Source organism: Thioclava sp. F34-6 (assembly GCF_002213235.1).
GTDB classification, from domain to species: Bacteria; Pseudomonadota; Alphaproteobacteria; order Rhodobacterales; family Rhodobacteraceae; genus Thioclava; species Thioclava nitratireducens.
This window is the reverse complement of record NZ_NBOA01000001.1, coordinates 410,578-435,101: the sequence shown is the minus strand read 5'-3', so window position 1 is coordinate 435,101 and position 24,524 is coordinate 410,578. Positions and strand designations below refer to the sequence as shown.

The following is a 24,524-nucleotide window of genomic DNA, read 5'->3' as shown; positions in this document are numbered from 1 at the left end:
GTGAAGTGCGCGCGATATAGACCCATCGCGCCGCCTTGGCAACCCCTACCGGTCATGGGCGTCCCCGGGAAAACCAAGGCGCGCGCGCCCGCTTCGGCTTGGTGTAAATATCCCGGGTGAATTCGCGTCAGCGAAGAGGGGCAGCGCCCCTGCCCCGTCTCCGGCCCGGCTTACAGCGCGCGGAACCGGTTGCGCTGACTGCCGGTCCATTCGACCTCGAAGGTCCACCCCTCTTCGGTCTGCGTCTCGGCGCGGATCACGTTCTGCTCGTGCAGCCAAGCGCGTTTGCGGCCATCCGCAAAGCCCAGCGTGATCTCTTCGTGATAGCGTTCTTCCGAAAGCTTCTCGTCGATCGCCGTCAGAAGCGCGTCGAGACCCTCTCCGGTCAGCGCCGAGATCGCCTGCAGATCGGGCTCGCGTGCCTCCTGTACCAGCAGAGCGCGGCGCGGCTCGGGCGGTACGGCGTCCATCTTGTTCCAGACCTCGATCAGCGGCACTTCCTTGGCGACGCCGAGTTTGGTGAGAATGTCGTTCACATCCTCCGCCTGCTCCTCGGTCTCGGGATGCGAGATGTCGCGGACATGCAGGATCAGATCGGCTTCGAGCACCTCTTCCAGCGTCGCGCGGAAGGCGGCGACAAGCTGCGTCGGCAGGTCCGAGATGAAGCCCACCGTGTCGGACAGGATCACCTTGCGGCCCGTCGGCAGCTCCAGCCCGCGCATCGTCGGGTCGAGCGTGGCGAACAGCATGTCCTTGGCCAGCACTTCGGCCCCGGTCACGCGGTTGAACAGAGTGGATTTCCCCGCGTTGGTATAGCCCACCAGCGCCACGATCGGGAACGGCACCTTTCGGCGTGCGGCGCGGTGCAGCTCGCGGGTCTTCACGACCTTCGCAAGCTGGCGGCGCAGACGCACGATCTGCTCGTCGATGGCGCGGCGGTCGGCCTCGATCTGGGTTTCCCCCGGGCCGCCGACGAAGCCGAGCCCGCCGCGCTGACGCTCGAGGTGGGTCCAGGCGCGCACCAGCCGCGTACGCTGATAGCTCAGCGCGGCCAGCTCCACCTGCAACACACCTTCACGGGTGCGCGCACGGTCGGCAAAGATTTCGAGGATCAGCCCGGTCCGGTCGAGGACCTTTACCCCCCATTCCTTCTCGAGGTTGCGCTGCTGCACCGGGGTCACCGGCCCGTCGATGAAGACGAGATCGACCTCGTTCTCCTCCAGCCGCGCCTTGATCTCGGCCAGCTTGCCCTGGCCGAACAGCTTGCCCGGCTCGGGCTTGCGCAGCTTCACGATCTCCTCGCCCACCACCTGCAGATGCGGCAGGGCGGCGGCGAGCGAAACCGCTTCGGCCAGCGCAAATTCGGGCAAGTGTCGCTGGCCCTCTCGCGACGGAATGTCGGGATGGATCACGTAGGCCCGCGTATCGGGCGTCTCGGTAGAGGTCGTTTCGCTCAAGATATGTATCGCTAAAGCCGCGCGCGGCGCCGCTTAGTCGTCGCCTTCGTAAAGCGAGATAGGTTGTCCCGGCATGATCGTCGAGATCGCGTGCTTGTAAACAAGCTGAGATTGCCCGTCGCGGCGCAGAAGCACACAGAAGTTGTCAAACCAGGTGATGACGCCCTGCAGCTTCACCCCGTTGATCAGGAAGATCGTGACAGGAACCTTTGTCTTGCGCACATGATTGAGAAATGCGTCTTGCAGGTTCTGTTTGTCGCCAGCCATATTATTCTTGCCCTTGTTTTTCGTATCGCGTTTCGCATCGCGCGTGATCGGACGGGCCTGATTTGCCCTTTCTTCAAGTATGCAGCGCATAGCGGGAGATTCCAGCCCAAAAAACAGTTTGTTAGGCCCTGAGCCAGAAATTGCGTATCGAATCCGGGATTCAGGCGCGCCAGAATTCCGGGTTGAACAGGGCGATGATCGCCAATGTCTCGAGCCGGCCAAGCACCATGGCGAAGGCGAAAACGGCCTTGATTGGCTCGCTCAGATGGGCCCAGCTCAGTGGCACATCGGCCGCGATCCCCGCCAGCGGTCCGGTATTCGACAGCGCCGCGATGGTCAGGATCGTCGCGGGCTCGAACGACAGACCGAACAGCGACGCCGCCATCATCACGCCGGCGATGGAAATCGCGAACAGCATGAACACGATCCAGCTGATATAGGCGCCTTCGCGGCGCAGCCGCCTTGCCATCATGCCGCCGCCCGCGATGGAGTTCGGATAGATCAGCTTGTCGAGTTCGCGCTCGCCGTGACGCAGCAGCGCGTAAACCCGCAGCAGGCGCACCCCGCCCGCGGTCGTTGCGACGCCGCCCCCGATGATCGCAAGCCCCGCGAGGATCAGGCCCGGTGTGCCCAGCCCCGACCAGTCGCGCGCGTCGTGCCAGCCGTTCGATTCGAAGCCGGTCGTGGTCAGGAAGGACAGCGAGGTGAACAGCGACCCCCAGATCGAGCGGAAGATCGCACCGAAATCGCCCGGCGTGCGCACTTCCAGCGCCGCGATCCAGTGACGCAGGAACAGGAACAGCGGCACGAGGATCACCAGCCCGGCAGCCAGACGCAGCTCGGGGTCGTCGATCAGCTTCGGCGAGGCGCGCAGCTCGCCGCCCCCGGGCCAGAGCCTGCGCGACAGCGCGGGCAGGAAGAACACGAAGATCACCATCTCGCCCGCCACCCCAGAGCGCGCATTGGCCATCCCGCCCACTGGCGAGATGCCGGAGGTCGAGAGCGTGGACATCGCATGGATCAGCGCCGTCAGCGACCGGTCCCCCGCCATCAGCAGGCAGACCCACAGCAGCACCGTCAGCCCGGTATAGATAGGAGCCAGCGAGACCGCGTAATGGGCGATGCGCTCGGACATCTCCGCGCCACCATCTGCGGCCGGGGCCGCAGCAGCCGGGGCGCCAGAGGGGCCACCCGAGAAGAACACTTCGAAGCCGCCAAGCCGCATCGGCGCCAGCACCGCGATTGCCATCACGAGGATGAAGAAGCCGCCCATCCACGCCACCAGCCCACGCCAAAGATGCACCGAGCCGACCAACCGGTCGGGCTCGTAAAGCGTGCCGCCCGTGGTGGTGAAGGCGGAAACCATCTCCCACCAGCTATTGAAAAACGACGTGTCGCGCACCGCGATATAGAACGGCACTGCGAGCATCACGGGCAGCACGGTGAAAGCGGCCAGCATGATCAGAAGGCTCGCCCGCCCCGCCCGCGCAGGCCGCGGGTTCGACCCGTTGGCCAAGCCGATCAGGGCGGTCGCGAAGAGAAACAGCGTCGCCGAATAGAAGAACGATCGCGCGGTATGGTGATGATGCGTCAGGAGCGCGTGGATCGCCGGCACATACATCGCCAGCGCCGAAACTCCCATCAGGAGTATCGGCAGCGGCAAGGCCTTGATCATGCGTTCCATGCGGACCGGCCCTTAGAAGAAGTCGATGGAGACCTGCAACAGGCGCTCCACTTCGGGCACGTCGGAGGTCAGAGCGAAGAGAACCACGATATCGCCCTCCTCGATCCGGGTATTGCCGGTCGGCTTGACGATCTTGTCGCCCTTGCGGATCGCGCCGATCAGAACCCCTTCGGGGAAATCGACATCGCGCACCGCCTTGCCCGACATCGGCGACGTGCCCATGACCTGCGCCTCGATCGCCTCGCCCTCGGCATCCCCGATCGAGTAGATCGCGCGCACCCGGCCATGGCGGATATGGCGCAGGATCGACGACACGGTGGTTGCCCGGGGGTTGATATAGGCATCGATATCGAGCGCGCTCAGCAAGGGCGCCAGCGTCGGATCGTTGATCAGGCAGATCGCCATCCGGCAGCCCGCCTGTTTCGCGCGCACCGAAACGAGAATGTTCGTCTTGTCGTCATCCGTGATCGCCAGAACCGCGTCGGCGGTGGCGATATTCGCCTCCTCCAGCAGTTCCGAGCTCATCCCGTCTCCGTTGAGAACGATCGTACGGTCCAGCGCGTCGGCGGCCTTCTCGGCCTGCGCGCGCGAGCGCTCGATGATCTTGGCACGCACGCGCTCGGTTCGCGCTTCGAGGGACTTGGCCACGCTGAGACCGACGTTGCCGCCGCCGATGATGACGATGCGTTCCTGCTTCTGCGTGGATTTGCCGAAGATATCGAGCGTGCGGTTCACGTCCTCGACATGGGCGAAGACATAGATCTGGTCGCCCGCGAAAAGCTGATCGCCCGGCTCGGGCGCGAACAGCCGCCCCTCGCGGCGAATGCCCACCACGACAGCGCGCAGCGTCGAGAACAGATCGGTCAGCTGCCGCAGCGGCGTGTCGAGCACAGGGCAATCAGCGTCCAGCTCGATCCCCAGCAACTGCAACTGCTCGTCGAGGAAGCTTTCGGTGTCGAAGGTCGAGGGCGCCGCCAGACGGCGCAGCGCGGCCTCGGCCACCTCGCGCTCGGGCGAGATGATGACGTCGATCGGCAGATGATCGCGGCGATAGAGATCGGAATATTCCGGCTGCAGATAGCTTTGCGCCCGGATGCGGGCGATCTTGCGCGTGATCCCGAAGACCGACATCGCGACCTGGCAGGTCACCATGTTGACCTCGTCGGAATGGGTTGCGGCGATCATCAGGTCGCAATCGCGCGCCCCGGCCTGCTCGAGAATGTCCGGATGCGAGGCGAAGCCCACCACGCCCTGGACGTCGAGCGTATCGGCCGCGCGCCGCACCAGTTCGGGATTGGAATCCACGACCGTGACGTCGTTGCGCTCGCCCGCCAGATGGCGCGCGATCTGCCAACCGACCTGACCCGCACCGCAGATGATGACCTTCATGGCAAATGCCTCCGCGCCTTACTTGGCCCCTATCTAGGCCGCGTTGCCGGGGGTGGTCAAATGGCAAACACGCAAGCCGCATGTCAGCCTCGTAAACCTAAGCCCGTTCCTCTTGCCGAGAATGTCCTTGGGGGTGAGGCAGGATAAACGAACTTCAAGCGGACGGACGCCCCGCCGCACGCCCCGTAGCGCCAGAGAACGGCCGTGGCGAGCGGAGGCCGCCCCTGCTCAGCCCCCTCGCAAAACCTAGCCGGTGCGCCCGCGCCGCGATCACCGGTCGCTCACGCAACATCCCATCCGCGTGTATCCGCGGCGGTCTCACCGAGCGGTGATGGCGCGTGAGCGGAACCGTCACCGAAGTGTCAAATGACGCCCCTAGCCAGAGGCCACGCCCCGTAACGCACGGGAAAGCTGCCATCTCAACGAGGGACTTCACATGATCGACACGCTCCGCCCGACCGGTGCCGTCAGCGCGCTCGCGCTGGCTTGCGCTGCCGCGACCGCCCAGGCTGGCACCGCCGCCGACACCCAGACCGCCACCCCGATCAAGCATCTCGTGGTGATTTTCCAGGAGAACGTCTCCTTCGACCATTATTTCGCGACCTATCCGAAGGCCGCCAACCCCAAGGGCGAGCCGCAATTCACCGCCGCGAAAGACACGCCCAAGGCCAATACGCTCGCAAGCGCCGGTCTGCTGAAGAACAACCCCAACAAGAGCAATGCCGTCAATGGCGCGAATGCCGCCGCCCCGTTCCGGCTCGACCGGACGCAGGCCGCGTCCGCCGACCAGAACCACGGCTACACCGCCGAGCAGGCCGCTTTCCACGGCGGCAAGATGGATGCCTTCCCGGCCAATACCGGCAAGGGCACGAAGGGCGGCACGGGCGCATTCGGCACCAAGGGCCAGGTGATGGGCTATTACGACGGCAATACCGTCACCGCACTGTGGAACTACGCGCAGGCCTACGCGATGAACGACAATGCCTTCTCGAGCACCTTCGGCCCCTCGACGCCGGGCGCGATCAACCTCGTCTCGGGCCAGACCAATGGCGCGGTGCTGCCCAAGGGCTACAAGCTCGAAGCCGACGGCACCTATGACAAGGGGCGCGTCGTGCCCGACGGCAATGGCGGCTGGACCATGATCTCGGATCTCGATCCGACCGGCGATGTCTGCTCGAACCCGAAATACCCGACGACGCTTATGGGCGGCAAGAATATCGGCGATCTGCTGAACGCCAAACACGTTACCTGGGGCTGGTTCGAGGGCGGCTTCGACCTGACCGCGGTGAACGGCAACGGCACCACCGGCTGCGACCGCTCGTCGCTCTCGCAGGTGACCGGCGAGACCTCGAAGGACTACATCCCCCACCACGAGCCCTTCCAGTATTACAAATCGACCCGGAACGTCGATCACACCCGTCCCGCCTCGGTCGATGTGATCGGCACGTCGGACGATGGCGGCGCGAACCACCAATATGACAGCAAGGATTTCTACGCGGCCCTGAAGAACGGCAACCTGCCGGCGGTGAGCTTCCTGAAAGCGCCCGCCTATCAGGACGGCCATGCGGGCTATTCCGACCCGCTCGATGGGCAGGAGTTCATCGTCAACGCGGTCAACGCGCTGCAGAAATCGAACGACTGGAAGGACACTGCGATCGTCGTGACCTATGACGACTCCGATGGCTGGTATGACCACGCGATGGCAGTGGTGAACGGCTCGAACATCCCGGTCGCGGGCTATGACGTGCTCAATGGCAGCAACTGCGCCAGCGACAAGACGCTGCCCGGGCTCGACGGCAAGCCCGCGCAGGGCCGTTGCGGCTACGGCACCCGCATCCCGATGCTGGTGATCTCGCCCTATGCGAAGAAGAACGCGGTGGATCACACACTGGTCGATCAGTCCTCGGTCACCAAGTTTATCGAGGATAACTGGCTGAACGGTCAGCGCATCGGTCAGGGCTCCTTCGACGCCCAGGCGGGCGAGCTGAACGGCATGTTCGACTTCTCGAAAGCGGCCAATGGCAAGCTGATCCTCGACCCGGCCACCGGCAACCCGAAAGGCTGAGGCGATGAGACTGCCGAACCTGAGATTGATCACTCCCAGAACGATCCGTTCGGCACAGGGGGCCGCGAGCATCACGCTCGCGGCTTTCCTTTCGGCCACCCCCGTCGGGGCCGCGTCCGACGCCGGTTCGAAAACGACCGCACCCGGAGATGCCGATCTGAGCGCCGTGGCCACGATCGGCAAGGCGCTGTTTTCTGACCCCACGCTGTCAGCCAGTGGCCAGATGAGCTGCGCGAGCTGCCACGATCCGGGCAATCACTTCGCGCCCTCCAATGCCCGCCCCGTGCAGCTTGGCGGGGCGTATCTCGACCAGCCGGGACTGCGCGCGGTGCCATCGCTCACATACAAGCGTCAGACGCCACCCTTCACCTTCGGGATGCTCGACCCGACCTCGGAGGCGGGCGAAGCCGCGCCGCAGGCGGTCGTACAGCAAGGGGCGGGCGCGAAAGGAGCCGCAGGAGCAAGCGGATCTTCGCAGCCCGCGCCGCAAAAAACCGCCGGCACGCCCGCCGCCGCGAGCCCGGTGCCGCGGGGCGGTCTGTTCTGGGACGGGCGCGCGGATACGCTGCAAGAGCAGGCGCTGGCCGTCCTCTTCACTCATTTCGAGATGGCAGAGCCCGACCGCGCAACCCTCGCCGCGACCCTGCGAGCGCGCTATGGCGACCGCTTCGCGCGGCTCTTCGGCGAGGCGGTGCGTGACGACGACAAGATGCTGATCGACGAGGCCGCCTTCGCTCTGTCGCGCTACGAGACCGAGGCGGTGGAATTTCACCCCTATACCAGCAAATACGACGCCTTTCTCGCGGGCGAGGCGCAGCTTTCGCCGGCAGAGGCGCGGGGTCGTGCGCTCTTCGACGATCCGAAGAAGGGCAATTGCGCGGCCTGTCATCTCGACACCCGGTCCGCCGATGGTCGCCCGCCGCAATTCACCGATTACGAATACGAGGCGCTCGGCGTGCCCCGCAACCCGGCGATCCCGGCCAATGCCGATCCGCATTATGTCGATCTCGGTCTGTGCGGCCCGCTTCGCCACGACACGATTTCGACGCAGCCCGGCAATTGCGGGATGTTCAAGACCCCGAGCCTGCGCAACGTCGCGACCCGGCACGTGTTTTTCCACAACGGTGTCTACACCAGCCTGCAACAGGTCCTGCGCTTTTACGCCAAGCGCGACAGCGATCCCCGCGCGATTTACCCCACGCGCAACGGAAAAGTGGCGCGGTTCGACGACCTGCCCACTCGCTATCAGGGAAATATCGACCGCACCGATGCGCCTTTCGGACGCAAGCCCGGAGAAGGCGACGCGCTGACCAAGGCCGAGCAAGCAGATATCATCGCCTTTCTCGAGACCCTGACAGATGGCTACGCACCGCCGGAGGAGTGACCAGAGCCACTGGCGAGGCCCCTCTTGCGAGGCCGCTTCCGCCTTTGAGCCATGCCGCCCTCCGGCGACAGGGCAGCGCCCTGTGCCTCTTAAGTTTTGTCGCCATCCGGCGACGGGGTCAGCGCCCCCTGCCCCGGTCACCGGAACAAAACGAGCGCTCCGGGCGACCATGCGACGCGGGTGCGGGTGCCGACTTCCAGCACGGGGCGGCCGAACACGTTGCGCATCGAGATACGGACCGGTTTTTCGGTGCCGTCGAGGCGCACGTCGTAATAGGTCATGTCGCCGTAATAGACGACCTCGTCGATCGTGCCGGGCGCTTCGCGGTCGGAGGCCTGTTGACCTTCGTAAAGAAGCGTCAAGGTTTCCGGGCGGAAGCCCACCGCGGCGCCATCGCCCGCAGGTGCGATCGAGATCTGGCTCGGCGCGACTTCGAGCCGTCCGAGACCTGCGACCTCTGCGGTGACCGCTTCGCCGGGCCCATCCGTGACCGTCGCGGGCAAGAAATTCATCACCCCGATGAAATCGGCCACGCGACGCGAATTGGGGCGACCATAGAGCACTTCCGGGTCGGCGAGCTGGGCGATCTCGCCCTCGAACATCACCGCGATCCGGTCCGACATGACCAGCGCCTCTTCCTGATCGTGGGTGACCAGAACGAAGGTGATGCCGACCTCGCGCTGCAGCTTGATCAATTCGACCTGCATCTGCTCGCGGATCTTGCGGTCGAGCGCGGAGAGCGGCTCGTCGAGCAGCAAAACCTTAGGCTTGAGGATCAGCGCGCGGGCCAGCGCCACACGCTGCCGTTGCCCGCCCGAGAGCGCATGGGCCGCGCGGGCGCCGTAGCCCTTGAGCCCCACCATCTCGAGCGATTCCTCGACCAGCTTGGCCTTCTCCGATTTCGAACGCGGATCGCGGCGAAGGCCGAAGCCGACATTCTCGGCCACGCTCAGATGCGGGAAGATCGCGTAGGACTGGAACACCATATTGGTGGGCCGCTTGTTCGGCGGAACGCCCACCATCGTCTTGCCGTCGATCAGCACCGCGCCTTCCGATATCTCCTCGAACCCCGCGATGGTGCGCAGCAGCGTGGTCTTGCCGCAGCCCGACGGACCGAGCAGCGAGAAGAACTCGCCTGCGCGGATCTCCGCGGTGATGCCGCGCAGCGCGTGATAATCGCCGTAATATTTGTGAACGTCCTGAAAGGCGATCATCGGTTTATCGGTCACAGGAAACCTCCGGTATCCTTGGCGCCGGTCCGTTTGACCCCGCGCCGGCGGAAGAATTCGGCCACGCTCAGAAGCAGGATCGAGGCCGCGACGAGGCAGGTGCCAAGCGCCATGATGACCGGGATCGCTGACGGGAAACGCAGCTGGGAAAAGATATAGGTGGGCAGCGTGGGCTGATTGCCCGCGAGGAAGAAGGCCACGATGAACTCGTCGAGCGAGATCGTGAAGGAGATCAGGAAGGCCGAGATGATACCGGGCATCACCAGCGGCAGCACGATCAGGCGGAAGGTCGACATTCGCGTCTCACCCAGATCGACCGCCGCCTCTTCCAGCGACTGATCCAGCGTCGCGAAAGCCGTCTGCAGCACCGCGATGGCATAGGGCAGCGAAATGATCACATGGCCGAGGATCACCGTCGCGATCGACAGGTTCACCTTCAGCACTTCGAGCATCACCAAGAGCAGCGACATCCCCATCAGGATATCGGGCAGGACCATCGGCAGCAGGATCAGCCCCATGATCCCGCCCTTGCCCTTGAAGCGGTAGCGCGTCGAGGCGCGGGCGGCGAAAACCGCGAGGATCGTGGCGCCCGCCGAGGAGGTCAGCGCGATGATCAGCGAATTCGACAGCGCGTGGCGCAGCGTGTCGTTCTCGGCCATTTTCGCGAACCAGTCGGTCGTGAAACCCTTCAGCGGAAAGGCAATGATCGTGCCATCGTTGAAAGCGAACAGCGGCAGCAGGAAGATCGGCGCGTAGAGGAAGATCAGGTAGGCGATCGCGTAAATCTTGAGGGACGGTATTTTCATGCGCGGCTCACTTTCCGACCTTCAGGAAGCGGCGGTTGAGCCACAGGAAGACCAGCGACAGGGCCGCGACCACGAGCAGCGAACTGACCGCAATGGCCGAGCCCAGCGGGCGATTGTCCAGGGGTAGCATCTGCGCCTGAATGAGGTTCGCGACCATCGGCATCTTGCCGCCCCCGATCAGCTCGGGCGTGACGTAATCGCCGACCGTCGGGATGAACACGATCAGCGTCGCGGCTACGACACCGGGCATCGCCAAGGGCAGCGTCACGCGCAGGAAGGTGCGCCAGCGGCTTTCGCCCAGATCCTGGCCCGCCTCCAGCAACGAGCGGTCGATCTTCTCGAGGCTCACGAAAATCGGCAGGATCGCGAAGGGCGCATAGGCATGGGCCAGCGTCAGCGCGATCGCCCCCACCGAATTGAGCATCTGCAGCGGATCGGCGATCAGCCCGTTCGGCCCGATGAGCCCGATCCCCTCCAACGCGGAATTGATCACGCCATTATAGCCAAGGATCACCTTCCACAGAAACACGCGGATCAGATACGACGTCCAGAACGGGATGGTGATCAGAAAGATCCAGCGCGCCTTGCGGTTCGGCGCCAGACCGAAGCTCAGATAATAGGCAATCGGGAAGGCCAGCGCGACCGTGACCAGCGTCACCAGCCCCGCCACCAGCAGCGAGCGGACCAGAATCACGCGAAAGATCGGATCGGTCCATGTGGCGATGTAATTCTGTACGGTGAATTCATGCACCACCGTCAGATAGCCATCCTTGAAGAAGGAATAGGCAAGGATCGTGACCAGCGGCGCGGCCAGCAAAAGAACGGCATAGAGGAAGGGGGGCGAAATCAGCGCATAGCCCTGCGCGGACTCGCTGCGCAGCCAGCTCTCCCCTTTACCCGCCATCCATCTCTCCCGATTTGCACCCGTCTCGGGCGTCGTTGGCTATCACGAAAGCACAAGGGCGCGGGCGTGAAAAGAGGGCAAGCGCCCCTACTCGCGCAAGGGCAAGGCAGATGCCGTAATTTTGTGCAGCGCGCTTCGGCGGCGCGGCGTCAGGGCTCAGCCCTCAGACCGGCAGATCGTCGGGCATCCGCTCCAGCAGCCCCGTCAGCGTGCGCAGCGCCGTGCGGAAGCGCTCTTCGGGGACCGAGCCCGCCATCGCGATGCGCACCGCGTTGGGCGCCTGCCCGTCCTGCACGACATATTCATCGGCCGAGCGCAGCAGCACGCCCTCCATCTCCGCCATGCGCGCGAAGGTGGAGCCACGCCAGCCCATCGGCAGCTTCAGCCAAAGGAAGCTCAGCCCCGGAAGCCAGTTGAAATCCTGTCCCGCCAGCGATTGCACCGTCATCTGCAACCGCCGACCCATTTCCTCCTGCGCGGCATAGCGAAGACGCATCGCCTCGCCGCTCTCGAAGAGCCGGGCGACCATGTCGGTGATCGGCCGTGCGAGGCCGAAGAAGCTGTGCTGGGCGGCTAGCCGCCCCACTTCGCCCATGCCTTCGGGGGCTGCGACGATGCCGAAGCGCATGCCCGCCGAGATCGTCTTCGACAGCGATGTGATGTGCCAGCTGCGCTCGGGCGCGATCACCCGGAAGCTCGGCAGGCCGGTGACCGGCGCGGTGTAGCAATCGTCCTCGATGATCTGCAGGTCATGGCGGCGCGCGACCTCGACCAGCGCCTCGCGGCGCGCGACATCCATCCGGCCCGCCGTGGGGTTCTGTGCGTCGGGCGTGATGCAAACGATCTGGCCGCCATGTTTGCGGCAGGCCGCGTCGAGCGCATCGGGCATCATCCCCTGCTCGTCGATGGCGACGGGATGAACCTCTGCGCGGTTGAGCCGTGCGGCGTGACGGAAGCCGGGATAGGCCAGCTCCTCGATATAAACGCCGGGCCGATCGCCACGCAGGCAGGTCTGCATCACGAGGTTGATCCCGTTCTGCCCGCCATGGGTCAGCACAAGGTCATCCGCGTTCAGGATAGAGGCGAGCGAGCAATCTTTCGGAAACCAGTCGAGCACCGCCTCGCGGCAATAGGCGTCGCGGCGCAGACCGGGATATTGCAGGTAGGTCTTGCCGATCGAGCGCGCAGCTTCCTCCATCGCCCATTGTAACGCTTTTGTCTGGCCGACATCGGGCAATTGTGGCGATCGGAGGTTGACCAGATCGTCCGGGGTTGCGTCGATCTCCTCCCCGGTATGGCGGTAAAGCGGCTCGCGCGGGCCGAGTCGCTGCGTTTGTGTCGATACAAAGGTGCCGCGTCCCACCTTGGCCTCCAGCAGCCCCTCCTGCGTGGCGATTTGGTAGCCCCGCGCGACCGTGCCGGGGGTCACCCCCAGTGACCACGCCAAGTCCCTGACAGTAGGGAGTTTTGCGCCCGGTTTCAGGTCTCCGCGACGGATCCCTTCGCGCAGCGCGCGCACCAGCGCGAGATATTTCGGTCCGGCGATATGGGCGAGTTGGGGAGACCAGCTTGTATCAGTCACAATATTTCTCTGGTTGCTTATTTTGAGGTATTGTATCCCTCCTATAGCAACAAACGCCACATTGTATCAATACAGAAAGGCATCGCAATGTTTACCCTGTCGCGGACCCGTCCCGTTCCCGCTCGTCATGGCCGTCTGAGCCTGATCGCGCGCGTTGCGCGCGTCCTCGAAGCGCGCCGATCGCGGATGGCGCTGGAGAAACTCGATGACCATCTGCTCAAAGATATCGGAATCAGCCGGGAGATTGCCCGGCAAGAAGTGCGCCGCTTCCTGTGACGCGAACGATCCGGGCAATTCCCCTGACCGGAATCGTCTATTGGCCGGGCCTCAGTGCCCGGCTCTTTTTTGCGGTTGATGAAAATCACTCGGTGGGGTGCGTCTCGGGCAAGGCGGCCTCTGCGTCGCGCCGGGACAGATCGGGGCGCAGCGCCAGAAGCTCCGCCCGCTGCGCCGCATCGAAGCCCGCCAGCATCGCCAACTCCGGTCGGAAACTCTCGACCCATAGTCCGTCGCAGAGCAACATTTCCGGCGCGTCGAGTAGCAGTTGCAGATAGCGCACGCCGCCCGCCGCCCGCTCGGCCTCGACCCCGTCCAGCCCGACAAGCTCTTGCGCGGAAACGAGATTCCCCCGTAGCGGCGACATCAGACGGTGATTGGGTGATACGCGCATATCCTGCACCGGATGCCCCTCGCCAAGCGCGCCCGCGCGGATACGCACCGGGCACAGCAGAGGATTGAGCGCGAGATCGGCAGCCGTGAACACTCGTGAACCGATCCAGCGCAGCGTCTGAACACCGGACTCGCGCGTCACCAGCCGCGCACCGGGGCGCAAATCGCCCGCAGGAACACCGCCAGCCTCGGTTGCGACCCGCGTCTCGGGCGTCACGCAGGGAATGGCCGCGCGAAACGCAGCGATGGAGCCGGAAAAAACCGTATCTCCGGATGCGTCAAAGCCACTGATATGGCCGTCCGTCTCGTCATGGCTGTCGAATTCCAGGCGCAGCGACTCGGTGCGCGCCATCGCGGTACATCGCAGCCCCTGAGCCGGCGATTGCGCCAAAATCTCCGCGATATCCGTTGCGCGCATGCTCCGCGTCATCCGATCCTCCTGCCTCCCAGCAGTCGAGGCCCCCTTCCATCACACGATAGCGACAAAACCCTGAGGCGAAAACGCGTGATGGCGTCTCTACGTGCGGATTAGCGGAAACGAATTGTTCGAGTTGCGGAAACAACACGGCAGCACCGCGCCCCGGAAACATCCCGGACGCGGTCGCAGTTATTGGGCTGGCGGGGCCTCTGACGAGGCCGGCGCGTCAGCTCATGCGCAGGACGTTGGCTTCATGCTTCTTGAGCGTCTTGCGCGCCGCCTGATAGGCCTCGCGGCCCTTCGCGGTCTGCAGTTCCGGGAAGATCTCGAAGATTTCCTGACGCTGCGAATTGCCCATCCCGCCCAGCGTCTGGTCGCCGGGCTGGAAGCTCTCGGTCCAGGCACCATTGGCGAGCAGAACCTCGTGGCGGTCGAACATGAAGTGCAGGTAGCTGGTGCCCAGCGTCTCCACCGTGTCCACGCCCTGATTGCCGACGAGATGCTTGGCCGCGACGAGAACCTCGTGCTCTTCGAAATAGAGCGCAGTCTTGTCATTGGCGACGAGCATTCGGTGGTTCGGCGAGACCATCATGTCGCGCTCGGGCAGGTCGTTGCCGAGCGAGCCCTTGCGGATCAGCACCGGCTTGAGATGCGGTGCGCGCGCGAGCTGCTCATGCGTCATGTCGGCGCGGCCGGCCCAGCGGACCTCCTGAATGCCGTTATCGCGGGTCAGGACCTTGTCGCCTTCGCGCAGCGTCTCCACCGGAACCTCGCCACGCGGCGTCGCGATCAGAGTACCCGGCGTGAAGCAGGGGATGACCTCTTCCATGTTGGAGAATTCGAGCGTACCGGTGACATTGCCCGAGCCGTCGAGGAAGTCGACCGTCCCGGCATAGGTGCTGACACCCGAGACCGGATCGTAATCGGTGACCGTGGAATGAACACGCAGCGGCCCCGCGCCCTGCAGGTCGAGCGTGTCGTAATCGTCGCCGCCTTCGCCGCCGTCGAGCGTGTCTCCGATGCCATCGGTCGAGGACCCCACGATGAACAGATCGCGATCGTCGCCACCGGAGACGGTGTCCGCATCCGCGCCGCCATCGAGCGTATCGTTACCCTGGCCGCCGTCGAGACTGTCCGATCCGTGACCGCCTTCCAGCGTGTCGTTGCCTTGCTGACCGTAGAGCACGTCATCGCCCAGACCGCCCATCAGGCTGTCGTCGCCGGGCTCGCCCGGATCATTTTCCACCGGACAGGTGTCATAGGTCATGTCTGTGATCGAGATCGCCTGATCCGTCGCCCCGCCATTCGAATAGGCGATGCTCAGCTTTGCGGTCGGATCATTGATGGTGACCTTGACCGAACCGATCTTGTCGTCCTGATGCAGGCTGCCGTCGTCCTGATCGCCACCGGTGATGGTGTAGGTGCCGTCGCCATTGTCGGTGACCGTCTGGTTGCCCTCGGGATCGATCGTGATCGCGACCGGGTTGCCATCGGCATCGACGGCCGAGAGCGTCACGACATCGACATGGTCGTCATAGCTGTCCGAACGATCGAGATCGTTGATCCGGAAGCTCAGCCCCTGAACTTCACCGGTGTAATCGCTATTGTCCGAAGAGAAGGTCAAGACGGTCGTCGAGGTCGGCGACACACCGCCTTCGCAATCGCCGCCCGCACCGTAGAGCTGCAGCGCCGAGCAGCTGTCGAAGTTCTCGCCCGCTTCGGTATATTGCGCAGAGGTCGTCAGCGTCGCCTTCGCCCCGTAATCCTGCGACTGGAAGTCGAAATGGACCTTGGTCTCGCCCAGATCGACAGTCTGGTCCTTCACCTCGCCGCAATCGGTCTGGAAATGGCTCCAGTCCACGGTTTCCGAGACCGGATCGGCCGCGGGGCCACCGGCCGGATCGTTGTCGCCGTAGATCGTGTCGTTTCCGGCATCGCCCGAGATCGTGTCGTTGCCGCCCTCGCCATAGATCAGATCGTCGCCCTGGCCGCCCTCGACGGAGTCGTCGCCCTGACCGGCATAGACCGTGTCATTGCCGTCGCCCGCGATGATGTAGTCGTCATTCGGCGCGGCGCCCGGAAGGATCGCGTCGTTATTGTCGACCATGTCGCCTTCGGGATCGCCGGTGTAATGATCGTCGATCAGGTCGCCGCCGGAGGTGCCTTCGACGATACCGTCGGGCGCGCTCACGTTGATCGTGACGGTCGCGGTGTCGTAACCGCCCTGCCCGTCATAGATCTTGTAGGTAAAGCTGTCGGTGCCGGAATAGTTGGGATCGGGCGTGTAGGTAATCGTGCCATCGGCATTCACCGTGACCGAGCCATGCGCCGGGTCGCTCGCCCACTGCACCTTGAGCGGGTCGCCATCGGGGTCGCTGTCATTCGCGAGAACGGCGATCGTCTGCGCGGTATTGTACTTAACGCTCGCGCTGTCGTTGGTAGCATTCGGATCGGAATTCTTGTCGCAATCATCGTCGTCGTGATGATAGTAGAAATAAGTCATCCCCAACTCTCCTTTGCCGTCCGCTTGGCTCCCTGGCCCCGCGCCGTGGCGTATCTTCCCTAGGGCGCAAAGCGGCGGCGCCGTGACGTGTCCGGATCCGAAGTCCGAACGTGTTTTTTGAGAAGAATTGGCCAGCGTCGGCGCGCGCGGGCGCTGCCGGCAAAGTCGCCGCAGATCGCTCTGCGTCTCCTTTGCCCTCATGGTCGAGGCCGTTATGGATCGGTCCCCTTGGCAGCGCCGGGCGAGCTCTCTTTCGACAACTCTTCTCTTTGGCCACCCCCATGGCCAATCGCCCCCCAGCAGGGCTTGGCCTCAATCTGCCCTCGCGACCGCCACAAAGAAAAGGGGAATTTGCCGCTTTCTTGCCTCATTTCGAGGAAATGCCCGGGAAACGGTCATCAATAATCCGAATCGCGAAGTGACTGTTTTTAAACACCGTTTCCGTTTGCCAAAAGATCGACCTATCTTTTTGGACAGGAACTATGCCTAAGTTTCGCCACATTTAAACCGGTGGTTGAAAGGTATTTGTCGGACCCGTTGCGAAAGGCGAAAAACTGTTTTCGATTTAGCGACAATAACCGGGCGAGTTTGTTTCCTGGGAGGCCCCCAATCGCAGCGATATTTCTCCCACGGATAAGTCTTAATTGTCCTCGACCGCGCCGCAATCCGGTATCTCGCGCCCGTTTGTTCTGAGAACGAAACGAGATTACTTCGAATCATCTTTTGCTAACCACGTTCCAAGACGCCGCTTTTCATGATGACGCCAAATTTGGACAAAGTCTTGCGAGCCCGGAAAACGCGGGCCCGACAAGACATAGGAACGAAGATGCGGCGGCCGGGTCACCATCGGCGCGCGGATCTGTCATTTTGCGGAAGGTCTGGTGCCCGAGGTCGGTAAACTGCTTGGTGGAGCAATTGGTGGAGAAACCGAGCCAAAGCTAAATTTATCTAATGATTTCAAATAGATCTGGTGCCCGAGGTCGGACTCGAACCGACACGCCTTGCAGCGGCGGATTTTGAATCCGCTGCGTCTACCATTCCGCCACTCGGGCCCAGTCCGAATCCTCTAGCGCGCAGCCGCGCCCGAGGCAAGTACGCTTAGAGGTTACGCGTTGAAAACGTGTCGCATTGTTTGATCTCACCGCTCAGATAGCCCCGCTCGAACCAGCGTTGCCGTTGAGCGGAGCTGCCATGAGTGAAGCTGTCGGGCATCGGCACCCGGCCGGCCTTGCGTTGCAGCGTATCGTCCCCGATCCGTGCCGCGGCGTTGATGGCCTCCGCGATGTCGCCCGGCTCGATCGCGCCGATCTGATCTTCGGCGCGGCGCGCCCAGATCCCCGAGAAGCAATCGGCCTGCAACTCGATGCGCACCGAGAGCGCATTAGCCTGCGCCTCGGAGCTTTGCGCGCGCACTTCGTTAACCTTACCGAGAATCCCCAGCTCGTCCTGAACGTGGTGGGCCACCTCATGCGCCACGACATAGGCGGCGGCGAAATCGCCCCGCGCGCCGAGCTGCTGGCTCAGCGTGTCGAAAAACGCCGTATCGAGATAGATTTTCTGATCGCCCGGACAGTAGAACGGCCCCGTCGCGCCGCTCGCATTGCCGCAGGGCGATTGCGTGACCCCGCTAAAGAGTACCAGCACCGCCGGATCGTATTGCCGTCCCAGGTCGGATTGGAACACGCCCTGCCAGACCTCCTCGGTATCGGCCAGCGTCACCGAGACGAAATCACCCATCGCCTTCTCGCGTTCGCTCAGCTCGCCCGATTGGGTGATCACCGGCCCCGAGCCCGACCCGCCATCGAGCAGCGGCGTCAGATCGACCCCGAGGAAATAGGCCACCACGATGATCGCGACCACACCGAGGCCGCCGCCGCCCAGACGGATTGCGCCGCCCCCTGCCCTGCGCTGGCCGCGCCGGTCCTCGATATTGCGGCTGCCGCGCCGTCCACGCCATTGCATTTGCGAATGCCTCCCTCGCTTTTTCGTGAAGTCTAGCGCGAGGCCCGCAAAAGCAAAGGTGCGACGCGCGCGACTTGACCTTGCGGCCCGCGCGGGAGATGAAGCGATCCGAGCAGCAAGGAAAAGGATGCCGCCATGATCCGCCGCATCTACGACTGGACGATGGCCCGCGCGAGCCACCCGCATGCGATGTGGTATCTCGCCGCCGTCGCCTTCATCGAGGCCTCGGTCTTCCCGATCCCTCCGGATGTCCTGATGATCCCGATGATCCTCGCCCGGCCCTGGGCGGCTTGGCGCATCGCGCTGGTGGCGACGCTGTCGTCGGTCGCGGGCGGCTGTCTGGGCTACCTGATCGGTTATGGTTTCATGGACGCAATCGGCAGGCCGGTGCTGGACTTCTACGGCAAGGCGGACGATTTCAACACACTCGCCGCCCGGTTCAACCAGATGGGCGGCTGGGCCGTGCTGATCGCAGGTGTCACGCCTTTCCCCTATAAGGTGATCACGATCTTCGCGGGCGCCACGAACCTGAGCCCGGTTCTCTTCCTTGGCGTCTCCTTCATCGCCCGCGCGCTGCGCTTCTTCGTGGTCGCTGGCCTCCTTTGGAAATTCGGCGAGCCGATCAAGACCTTCATCGAACGTTGGCTCGGCCCGCTCTTCACTATCTTCGTCATCCTGCTGATCGGCGGGTTCTATCTTCTGAAATATCTCTGAGGCCTCCGATGCAAGATCGCCTGCAAACCCTGACCTCTTTCCGCGGCCTCGTCGGCCTCGCCGCCGCTGGCTCCGCCGTCGTGCTGGCCGGGGCCTTCGTGTTTCAGGCCTTGGGCTATGCGCCCTGCCACCTGTGCCTGCTGCAACGCTGGCCGCATCTGGTCGCAATCCTGATCGGACTTGCGATCCTCGCCTTCCGCCTGCCCGGCTGGACTGCGCTTCTGGGCATGCTGGCGGCGCTGACGACCTCGGTGCTGGGCTTCTATCATTCGGGCGTCGAGCGGAAGATCTTCCAAGGTCCGACCGATTGCACCTCGAATGGCGTCGACACCACCGTCTCCGCCGCCGACCTGCTCAAGCAGATAAACGAGGCCCCGCTGGTGCGCTGCGACGAGATTCCGTGGGACATCTTCGGCATCACCATGGCGAACCTCAACGCAATCGGCTCGCTCGTTCTTGCGGGCATCTGGCTCTGGGCGTTCCTCAAGTCGCGCCGCGCCTGAGCCACCCGAGCGGGGGCCAAGCCCCCTTGCCCCGCTCCCGAAACCGCGCCAAGAACCGCGCATGAGCGAATCCAGACCTGATATTCTGTGCATCGGTTCGGTCCTGTGGGACATCATCGGCCGCGCCTCGGTGCATATGCACGAGGGCTCCGACGTGCCGGGGCGGATCGAGCGGCTGCCCGGCGGCGTTGCGATGAACATCGCGATGACGCTCCATCGGTTCGGGCTGAAACCGGCCGTGCTGACCGCGCTCGGGCGCGACAGCCAGGGCAACGATCTGATCCGGACCGCCGAGGTGCTGGGCGTCGATTGCAGCTATCTCTACCGCTCCGACGACCTTCCGACCGACCGCTACATGGCGATCGAAGGGGCGAACGGGCTGATCGCGGCGATCGCGGATGCGCATTCGCTCGAGGCTGCGGGCGAGAAGATCCTCGCACCGCTTTCCGACGGGCGGCTCGGCACGGAAAACGAGCCGTGGACCGGCGCCATCGCACTCGACGGCAACCTGACCGAGGCTCTGCTCAGCCAGATCGCGCATTCGCCTCTGTTCGCCAAGGCCGACCTGCGCGTGGCGCCTGCCAGCCCCGGCAAGGCGGAAAGGTTGATGCCACTTCTGACGCATCCGGCGGCGACGCTTTACGTCAATCTCGAAGAGGCGGGCATCCTGTGCCAGGGCCGCTTCGACAGCGCCCAGCACGCCGCCGAAACGCTACTGGAGCGCGGGGCGCAGCGCGTGCTCGTGACGGATGGCGGCAAGGCGGCCGCCGACGGAAGTGCTGTCGCGGGCAACGTGATCGCCTCGGCGCCGCCCCCCGTCCTCGTGACCCGCGTGACCGGCGCGGGCGATACTTTCATGGCCGCGCATCTCGTGGCCGAACAGCGCGGCGCGGGTCGTGAGGAGGCGCTGGAGCGCGCTCTGACCGCCGCCGCGCGCTACGTTTCCGGAGAACTGGCCACATGACCGCCCCCCTCACCTTCGCCGCCGAAGTCGCTGATGCGAAAGCACTAAACCGTCCCATCGTCGCGCTCGAGTCGACGATCATTACCCACGGGATGCCCTATCCGCAGAATCTTGAAACCGCGCAGGCGGTCGAGGCCGAGATCCGCAAGGCGGGCGCGGTACCGGCCACGATCGCGGTGATGGGCGGCAAGATCCATATCGGGCTGGAGCCGGAGGAACTGGAGCAGCTCGCGCAGACCAAGGACGCGATGAAGGTGAGCCGCGCCGATCTGGCGGTGTGCCTCGCGAAGGGCGCGACCGGTGCCACCACCGTCGCCGCCACCATGATCTGCGCGAACCTCGCGGACATCGACGTCTTTGCCACCGGCGGGATCGGCGGCGTCCATCGCGGTGCCGAAGACAGCTTCGACATCTCCGCGGACCTTCTGGAACTGGCACAGACTCCGGTCAGCGTGGTCGCGGCCGGTGCGAAGGCGATCCTCGATCTGCCGAAGACGCTCGAAGTGCTGGAGACCCACGGCGTGCCGGTCATCGCCTACGGGCAAGACGCCTTCCCCGCTTTCTGGTCGCGCAATTCCGGCCTTCCCGCGCCGCTGCGCGCCGATAGCGCCGCCGAGATCGCCAAGTCACAACTCGCGCGCGCGTCGCTCGGTCTGCCGGGCGGCCAGCTGATCGCGAACCCGATCCCCGAAGAAGCCGAGATTGCCCGCGAAGAGATCGTGCCGGTGATCGAACAGGCGCTGAGCGAGGCCGAGGCGCAGGGCATCGCGGCGAAGGCCGTCACGCCCTTCCTGCTGTCGCGCATCTTCGAACTGACCGAAGGCCGCTCGCTCGAGGCCAATATCGCCCTCGTTCTGAACAATGCCCGTCTGGCTGCCGCAATCGCGGGCGAAATCATCACAGCTCGCGGCGCCTGATACGCGGACCATTGCTCATCGTGGCGGCGCTGCCTAGATAGCAGGCAACGCATCGCCACGAGAGGGCGCATCCTGACATGACCAAAGACGATTCCCATCCGCGCCGCCGCTCGCGTTTCGGCGCGCTGCGCGCCTCCTTCTTTACCGGGTTGATCGTCGTCGCGCCGATCGGCCTGACGATCTGGCTGATGTGGACGATGGCCGGTTGGGTCGACGGCTGGGTGCTGCCGCTGGTGCCGCCCGAGCTGCGCCCCGAACGCTATATCGGCATCAATGTGCGCGGGCTCGGCGTCATCATCTTCCTGGTATTCACGGTCATCGTCGGCTGGCTCGCGAAGGGCTTCTTCGGCCGCACGATGATCCGCTTCGGCGAAAGCATCGTCGACCGGCTGCCCTTCGTGCGCACGGTCTATAACGGTCTCAAGCAGATCGCGGAAACGGTGCTAAGCCAGTCCGAGGGCAAGTTCGACCGCGCCTGCATCATCGAGTATCCGAGCGAGGGCCTGAAGGCGATCGCCTTCGTGTCGTCGACCGCGAAGGGCGAGATCGCGGCACAGGCCGAGGATGGCGACCCGCTGATCTCGGTGTTCCTGCCGACGACGCCGAACCCGACCTCGGGCTTCCTGCTCTTCGTGCCGGAATCGAAGGTCACCTATCTCCAGATGTCGGTCGAGGATGCGGCGAAGCTGATCATCTCGGCGGGTCTCGTCTATCCGCAGCCCAAACCGGTGAAGGAGCCGCGCAAGTCGAAGGCGAAGATTCAGTCGAACAACGCCTGAAGGTCGGTCGACGCCTCTTTGCCGATCTTGTCGGCGTGAGCTTCGAGCCAGCGATCCGCCGCCGCCCGGCCTGCCAGTTTCAGCTTTGCCAGCATCCCCCATTCGGGAAGGATCTTGGACTTCGCACCCAGCTCGGTCATGACGTCGTCATCGGCGATCATGTGGATCAGCACATCCTTCATCGACCCCTCCGGCAGCCGGTCTTCGCGGATCAGCCGATGTACGAAATTGATCGCGCGCAATTCCCGCAGCAGCGAGGTGTTGAAGCTGATTTCGTTGATCCGCTCGTCGATCTGCGCGGGCGTCCGGGGGATCTCGTCGCGCCAGAGGGGGTTGATCGAAATCACCACGACGTCGCGCGGATAAGCGGGTTCGAACAGCGGGAAAAGCGGCGGATTTCCGGTATAGCCGCCATCCCAATACGCCTCTGTGCGGCCCGTCTTCGGGTCGTCGATTTCGACCGCCTGGAAAATCTCGGGCAGGCAGGCCGAGGCGAGGATGGCATCCGCTGTAATTTCTTCGCCGGTGAAGACACGGACCTTGCCGGTGCGCACATTGGTCGCCGAGACATGCAGCCGTGGCCCCTCTTCCGCGCAGACATCGCGATATCGGAACCGTTCGACCACCGAGCTCAGCGGATTGACGTAGAACGGCCCTGCATCATAGGGCGAAAAGACGCGCGACATGCCGTCGATGAAGGCCGCAGGGGTGAAAGCGTCGAACCAGCGTTTCAGCGCCTCGGAGCCGGGCACTTGCGCGGGCATCAACCGCTCGAGCCGCAGATCGACGCTTTCTGCCACCTGGCTCCAAAGTTCGTCGAGCGCCTCGCGCGCGCCTTGGCGACCGCCCCGCGCATAGCCCGCCTTGAACGCGGCCCCGTTCAGCGCCCCGGCAGAGGTGCCGGAGATCGCCGCGTAGTCCAGCCACTCTTCATCCAGAAATCGGTCGAGAACGCCCCAGGTGAACGCGCCATGCGCGCCGCCACCTTGCAATGCGAGATTGATGCTCTTGCGGTTCATCGGCTCGGCCCTTTCGCTGCCCGCCTCCCTGCCGCAGAGTTATGCTGCGTCGCAGCAAAAGCAAGTCTCTCGCCCGGGCGGTCGCCTCAGCCTAGCAGATCGTGGCAGAGTTCCAGCGCGGAAATCAGCGCATCGGCCTCTTCGCGGGTGTTATACATCCCGAAAGACGCGCGCGCCGTGGCAGAAACGCCCAGCCATTCCATCAGCGGCCCGGTGCAATGTTGCCCCGCGCGCACCGCGACGCCCCGCTTGTCGAGGATGGTCGAGATGTCATGCGGATGCGCCGGCCCGTTCAGCGTGAGCGAGAAGATCGCGCCCTTGTCGGGCGCGGTGCCCTGCTGGTTGAGCCAGTTCAGCCCGCTCAGTTTCTCGGCCGTATAGTCGCGCAGATCGCGCTCATGCTCGGCGATGTTCTCCATCCCGATCCCCATCAGGTAATCGAGGGCGACGCCCATGCCGATCTGCTGCACGATGCCGGGAGTGCCAGCCTCGAATTTCATCGGCGGCGTGTTGTAGATCACCGTATCGCGGGTAACGGTGTCGATCATGTCGCCGCCGCCAAGGAATGGGCGCATCTCGAGCATCCGGTCGCGGTGAATGAAGAGCGCCCCGGAACCGCTTGGCCCGTATAGCTTATGTCCGGTGATGACGTAGAAATCGCAGCCCAGATCGTCGATGTCGACGGGGCCATGCACTGCCGCCTGCGAGCCATCGACCAGCGTGGCGATCCCGCGGGCGCGCGCTGCCTGCGCGATCGGTTTCACATCGACCCGGGTGCCCAGCACGTTCGACATATGCGTGATCGCGATCAGCTTGGTGCGCGGCGTGATCGCCTCCAGCACCTTTTCGGGCGGCAGCGAGCCATCGGCCTCGGGCTCCACCCAGACCAGCTTCACGCCCTGCCGCTCGCGCAGGAAATGCCACGGCACAATATTGGCGTGGTGCTCCATCACCGACAGGATGATCTCGTCGCCCGGCTCGAGGTTCGGCGCCCCCCAGGCGTAGCTCACGAGATTGATCCCCTCGGTCGAGCCGGTGGTGAACACGATCTGCTCTTCATCTGCGACATGCAGGAAGCGCGCGACGATCCCGCGCACGCTCTCGTATTTCTCGGTCGCGATATTGGACAGCGTATGCAGCCCGCGATGCACGTTGGAATAGTCGTGCTCGTACATCTGCGTCATCGCGTCGATCACGACGCGCGGCTTCTGCGCCGAGGCCCCGTTATCGAGGTAAACCAACGGCTTGCCGTTCACTTCTCGCGTCAGGATCGGGAAATCCGCGCGGATTTTTTCGATATCATACATGG

At 64.2% G+C, this 24,524-nt stretch carries 21 protein-coding genes and 1 tRNA gene; 8 read left to right on the top strand and 14 right to left on the bottom strand.

The genetic code is table 11. The features are described from left to right. Positions 1-170 precede the first annotated feature (170 nt). The 4 genes from hflX to trkA all read right to left on the bottom strand — a co-directional run bounded on the left by hflX (position 171) and on the right by trkA (position 4,797). The gene (hflX, locus tag B6V72_RS02010) at positions 171-1,457 is read right to left on the bottom strand and encodes a GTPase HflX (RefSeq protein ID WP_240497671.1); all 1,287 of its coding nucleotides are present in this window, start codon (positions 1,455-1,457) and stop codon (positions 171-173) included. 33 nt (positions 1,458-1,490) lie between these two features. Next, on the bottom strand, positions 1,491-1,724 hold the full coding sequence (gene hfq / locus B6V72_RS02005) for an RNA chaperone Hfq (protein ID WP_038060695.1): 234 nt from the start codon (positions 1,722-1,724) through the stop codon (positions 1,491-1,493). A gap of 160 nt (positions 1,725-1,884) precedes the next feature. Then, entirely contained in the window at positions 1,885-3,408 is a 1,524-nt protein-coding gene (locus B6V72_RS02000; protein WP_075774829.1) for a potassium transporter TrkG, read from the bottom strand. 12 nt (positions 3,409-3,420) lie between these two features. After that, positions 3,421-4,797 (bottom strand): Trk system potassium transporter TrkA, encoded by a 1,377-nt coding sequence (trkA, locus tag B6V72_RS01995; RefSeq protein ID WP_075774830.1) that lies wholly within the window; start codon positions 4,795-4,797, stop codon positions 3,421-3,423. A 436-nt stretch (positions 4,798-5,233) separates the two neighbouring features. Here trkA and B6V72_RS01990 point away from each other — a divergent pair, with 436 nt between their 5' ends. Next, positions 5,234-6,862, top strand: coding sequence for an alkaline phosphatase family protein (locus B6V72_RS01990; protein WP_075774831.1), 1,629 nt, complete (start codon positions 5,234-5,236; stop codon positions 6,860-6,862). A gap of 4 nt (positions 6,863-6,866) precedes the next feature. Then, entirely contained in the window at positions 6,867-8,246 is a 1,380-nt protein-coding gene (locus tag B6V72_RS01985; protein ID WP_088734402.1) for a cytochrome c peroxidase, read from the top strand. 137 nt (positions 8,247-8,383) lie between these two features. Here B6V72_RS01985 and B6V72_RS01980 read toward each other — a convergent pair whose 3' ends face one another. The 4 genes from B6V72_RS01980 to B6V72_RS01965 form a co-directional block, all read right to left on the bottom strand. Then, positions 8,384-9,460 (bottom strand): ABC transporter ATP-binding protein, encoded by a 1,077-nt coding sequence (locus tag B6V72_RS01980; RefSeq protein WP_088734664.1) that lies wholly within the window; start codon positions 9,458-9,460, stop codon positions 8,384-8,386. Between the two features lie 11 nt (positions 9,461-9,471). Further along, complete coding sequence (locus B6V72_RS01975) at positions 9,472-10,281, bottom strand: ABC transporter permease (protein ID WP_075774834.1); 810 nt, start codon at positions 10,279-10,281, stop codon at positions 9,472-9,474. Positions 10,282-10,288: 7 nt separating this feature from the next. Next, complete coding sequence (locus tag B6V72_RS01970; RefSeq protein WP_088722791.1) at positions 10,289-11,185, bottom strand: ABC transporter permease; 897 nt, start codon at positions 11,183-11,185, stop codon at positions 10,289-10,291. Positions 11,186-11,348: 163 nt separating this feature from the next. Continuing rightward, a complete protein-coding gene (locus tag B6V72_RS01965) occupies positions 11,349-12,767 on the bottom strand; it encodes a PLP-dependent aminotransferase family protein (protein ID WP_088718589.1) in 1,419 nt (472 codons plus the stop codon). An 87-nt stretch (positions 12,768-12,854) separates the two neighbouring features. On the opposite strand from B6V72_RS01965, the gene B6V72_RS18905 reads away from it, so the two are divergent. Further along, on the top strand, positions 12,855-13,043 hold the full coding sequence (locus B6V72_RS18905; protein ID WP_109171954.1) for a DUF1127 domain-containing protein: 189 nt from the start codon (positions 12,855-12,857) through the stop codon (positions 13,041-13,043). An 85-nt stretch (positions 13,044-13,128) separates the two neighbouring features. Here B6V72_RS18905 and B6V72_RS01955 read toward each other — a convergent pair whose 3' ends face one another. The 4 genes from B6V72_RS01955 to B6V72_RS01940 all read right to left on the bottom strand — a co-directional run bounded on the left by B6V72_RS01955 (position 13,129) and on the right by B6V72_RS01940 (position 18,319). Beyond that, positions 13,129-13,866 carry a Hint domain-containing protein gene (locus tag B6V72_RS01955; RefSeq protein ID WP_088734400.1) on the bottom strand — a complete coding sequence of 246 codons (738 nt, stop codon included), beginning with the start codon at positions 13,864-13,866 and terminating at the stop codon, positions 13,129-13,131. Positions 13,867-14,080: 214 nt separating this feature from the next. Next, entirely contained in the window at positions 14,081-16,357 is a 2,277-nt protein-coding gene (locus tag B6V72_RS01950) for a Hint domain-containing protein (RefSeq protein ID WP_168172991.1), read from the bottom strand. 968 nt (positions 16,358-17,325) lie between these two features. Continuing rightward, a tRNA-Leu gene (locus B6V72_RS01945) sits at positions 17,326-17,409 on the bottom strand. Positions 17,410-17,455: 46 nt separating this feature from the next. Further along, positions 17,456-18,319 carry a neutral zinc metallopeptidase gene (locus B6V72_RS01940; protein WP_088734398.1) on the bottom strand — a complete coding sequence of 288 codons (864 nt, stop codon included), beginning with the start codon at positions 18,317-18,319 and terminating at the stop codon, positions 17,456-17,458. A 135-nt stretch (positions 18,320-18,454) separates the two neighbouring features. Between B6V72_RS01940 and B6V72_RS01935 the strand changes: the two genes are divergently transcribed. The 5 genes from B6V72_RS01935 (at position 18,455) to B6V72_RS01915 (ending at position 22,196) form a co-directional block, all read left to right on the top strand. Next, positions 18,455-19,033 (top strand): YqaA family protein, encoded by a 579-nt coding sequence (locus tag B6V72_RS01935; protein WP_075774840.1) that lies wholly within the window; start codon positions 18,455-18,457, stop codon positions 19,031-19,033. Between the two features lie 8 nt (positions 19,034-19,041). Continuing rightward, positions 19,042-19,536 carry a disulfide bond formation protein B gene (locus B6V72_RS01930; protein WP_199224636.1) on the top strand — a complete coding sequence of 165 codons (495 nt, stop codon included), beginning with the start codon at positions 19,042-19,044 and terminating at the stop codon, positions 19,534-19,536. Between the two features lie 61 nt (positions 19,537-19,597). After that, complete coding sequence (locus B6V72_RS01925) at positions 19,598-20,500, top strand: PfkB family carbohydrate kinase (RefSeq protein WP_088718586.1); 903 nt, start codon at positions 19,598-19,600, stop codon at positions 20,498-20,500. Beyond that, positions 20,497-21,417, top strand: a complete 921-nt coding sequence (locus tag B6V72_RS01920; protein ID WP_088718585.1) for a pseudouridine-5'-phosphate glycosidase — start codon at positions 20,497-20,499, stop codon at positions 21,415-21,417. Before B6V72_RS01925 ends, B6V72_RS01920 begins: the two co-directional genes overlap by 4 nt. A gap of 77 nt (positions 21,418-21,494) precedes the next feature. Beyond that, positions 21,495-22,196 carry a DUF502 domain-containing protein gene (locus tag B6V72_RS01915; protein WP_075774844.1) on the top strand — a complete coding sequence of 234 codons (702 nt, stop codon included), beginning with the start codon at positions 21,495-21,497 and terminating at the stop codon, positions 22,194-22,196. On the opposite strand, the gene B6V72_RS01910 is transcribed toward B6V72_RS01915, so the two are convergent. Both B6V72_RS01910 and B6V72_RS01905 read right to left on the bottom strand, forming a co-directional pair. Continuing rightward, complete coding sequence (locus tag B6V72_RS01910; protein WP_088734396.1) at positions 22,178-23,215, bottom strand: patatin-like phospholipase family protein; 1,038 nt, start codon at positions 23,213-23,215, stop codon at positions 22,178-22,180. The two genes, B6V72_RS01915 and B6V72_RS01910, sit on opposite strands and share 19 nt — an antisense overlap. Before the next feature lie 86 nt (positions 23,216-23,301). Beyond that, a complete protein-coding gene (locus B6V72_RS01905; protein WP_075774846.1) occupies positions 23,302-24,522 on the bottom strand; it encodes a cysteine desulfurase in 1,221 nt (406 codons plus the stop codon). Positions 24,523-24,524: the final 2 nt, after the last annotated feature.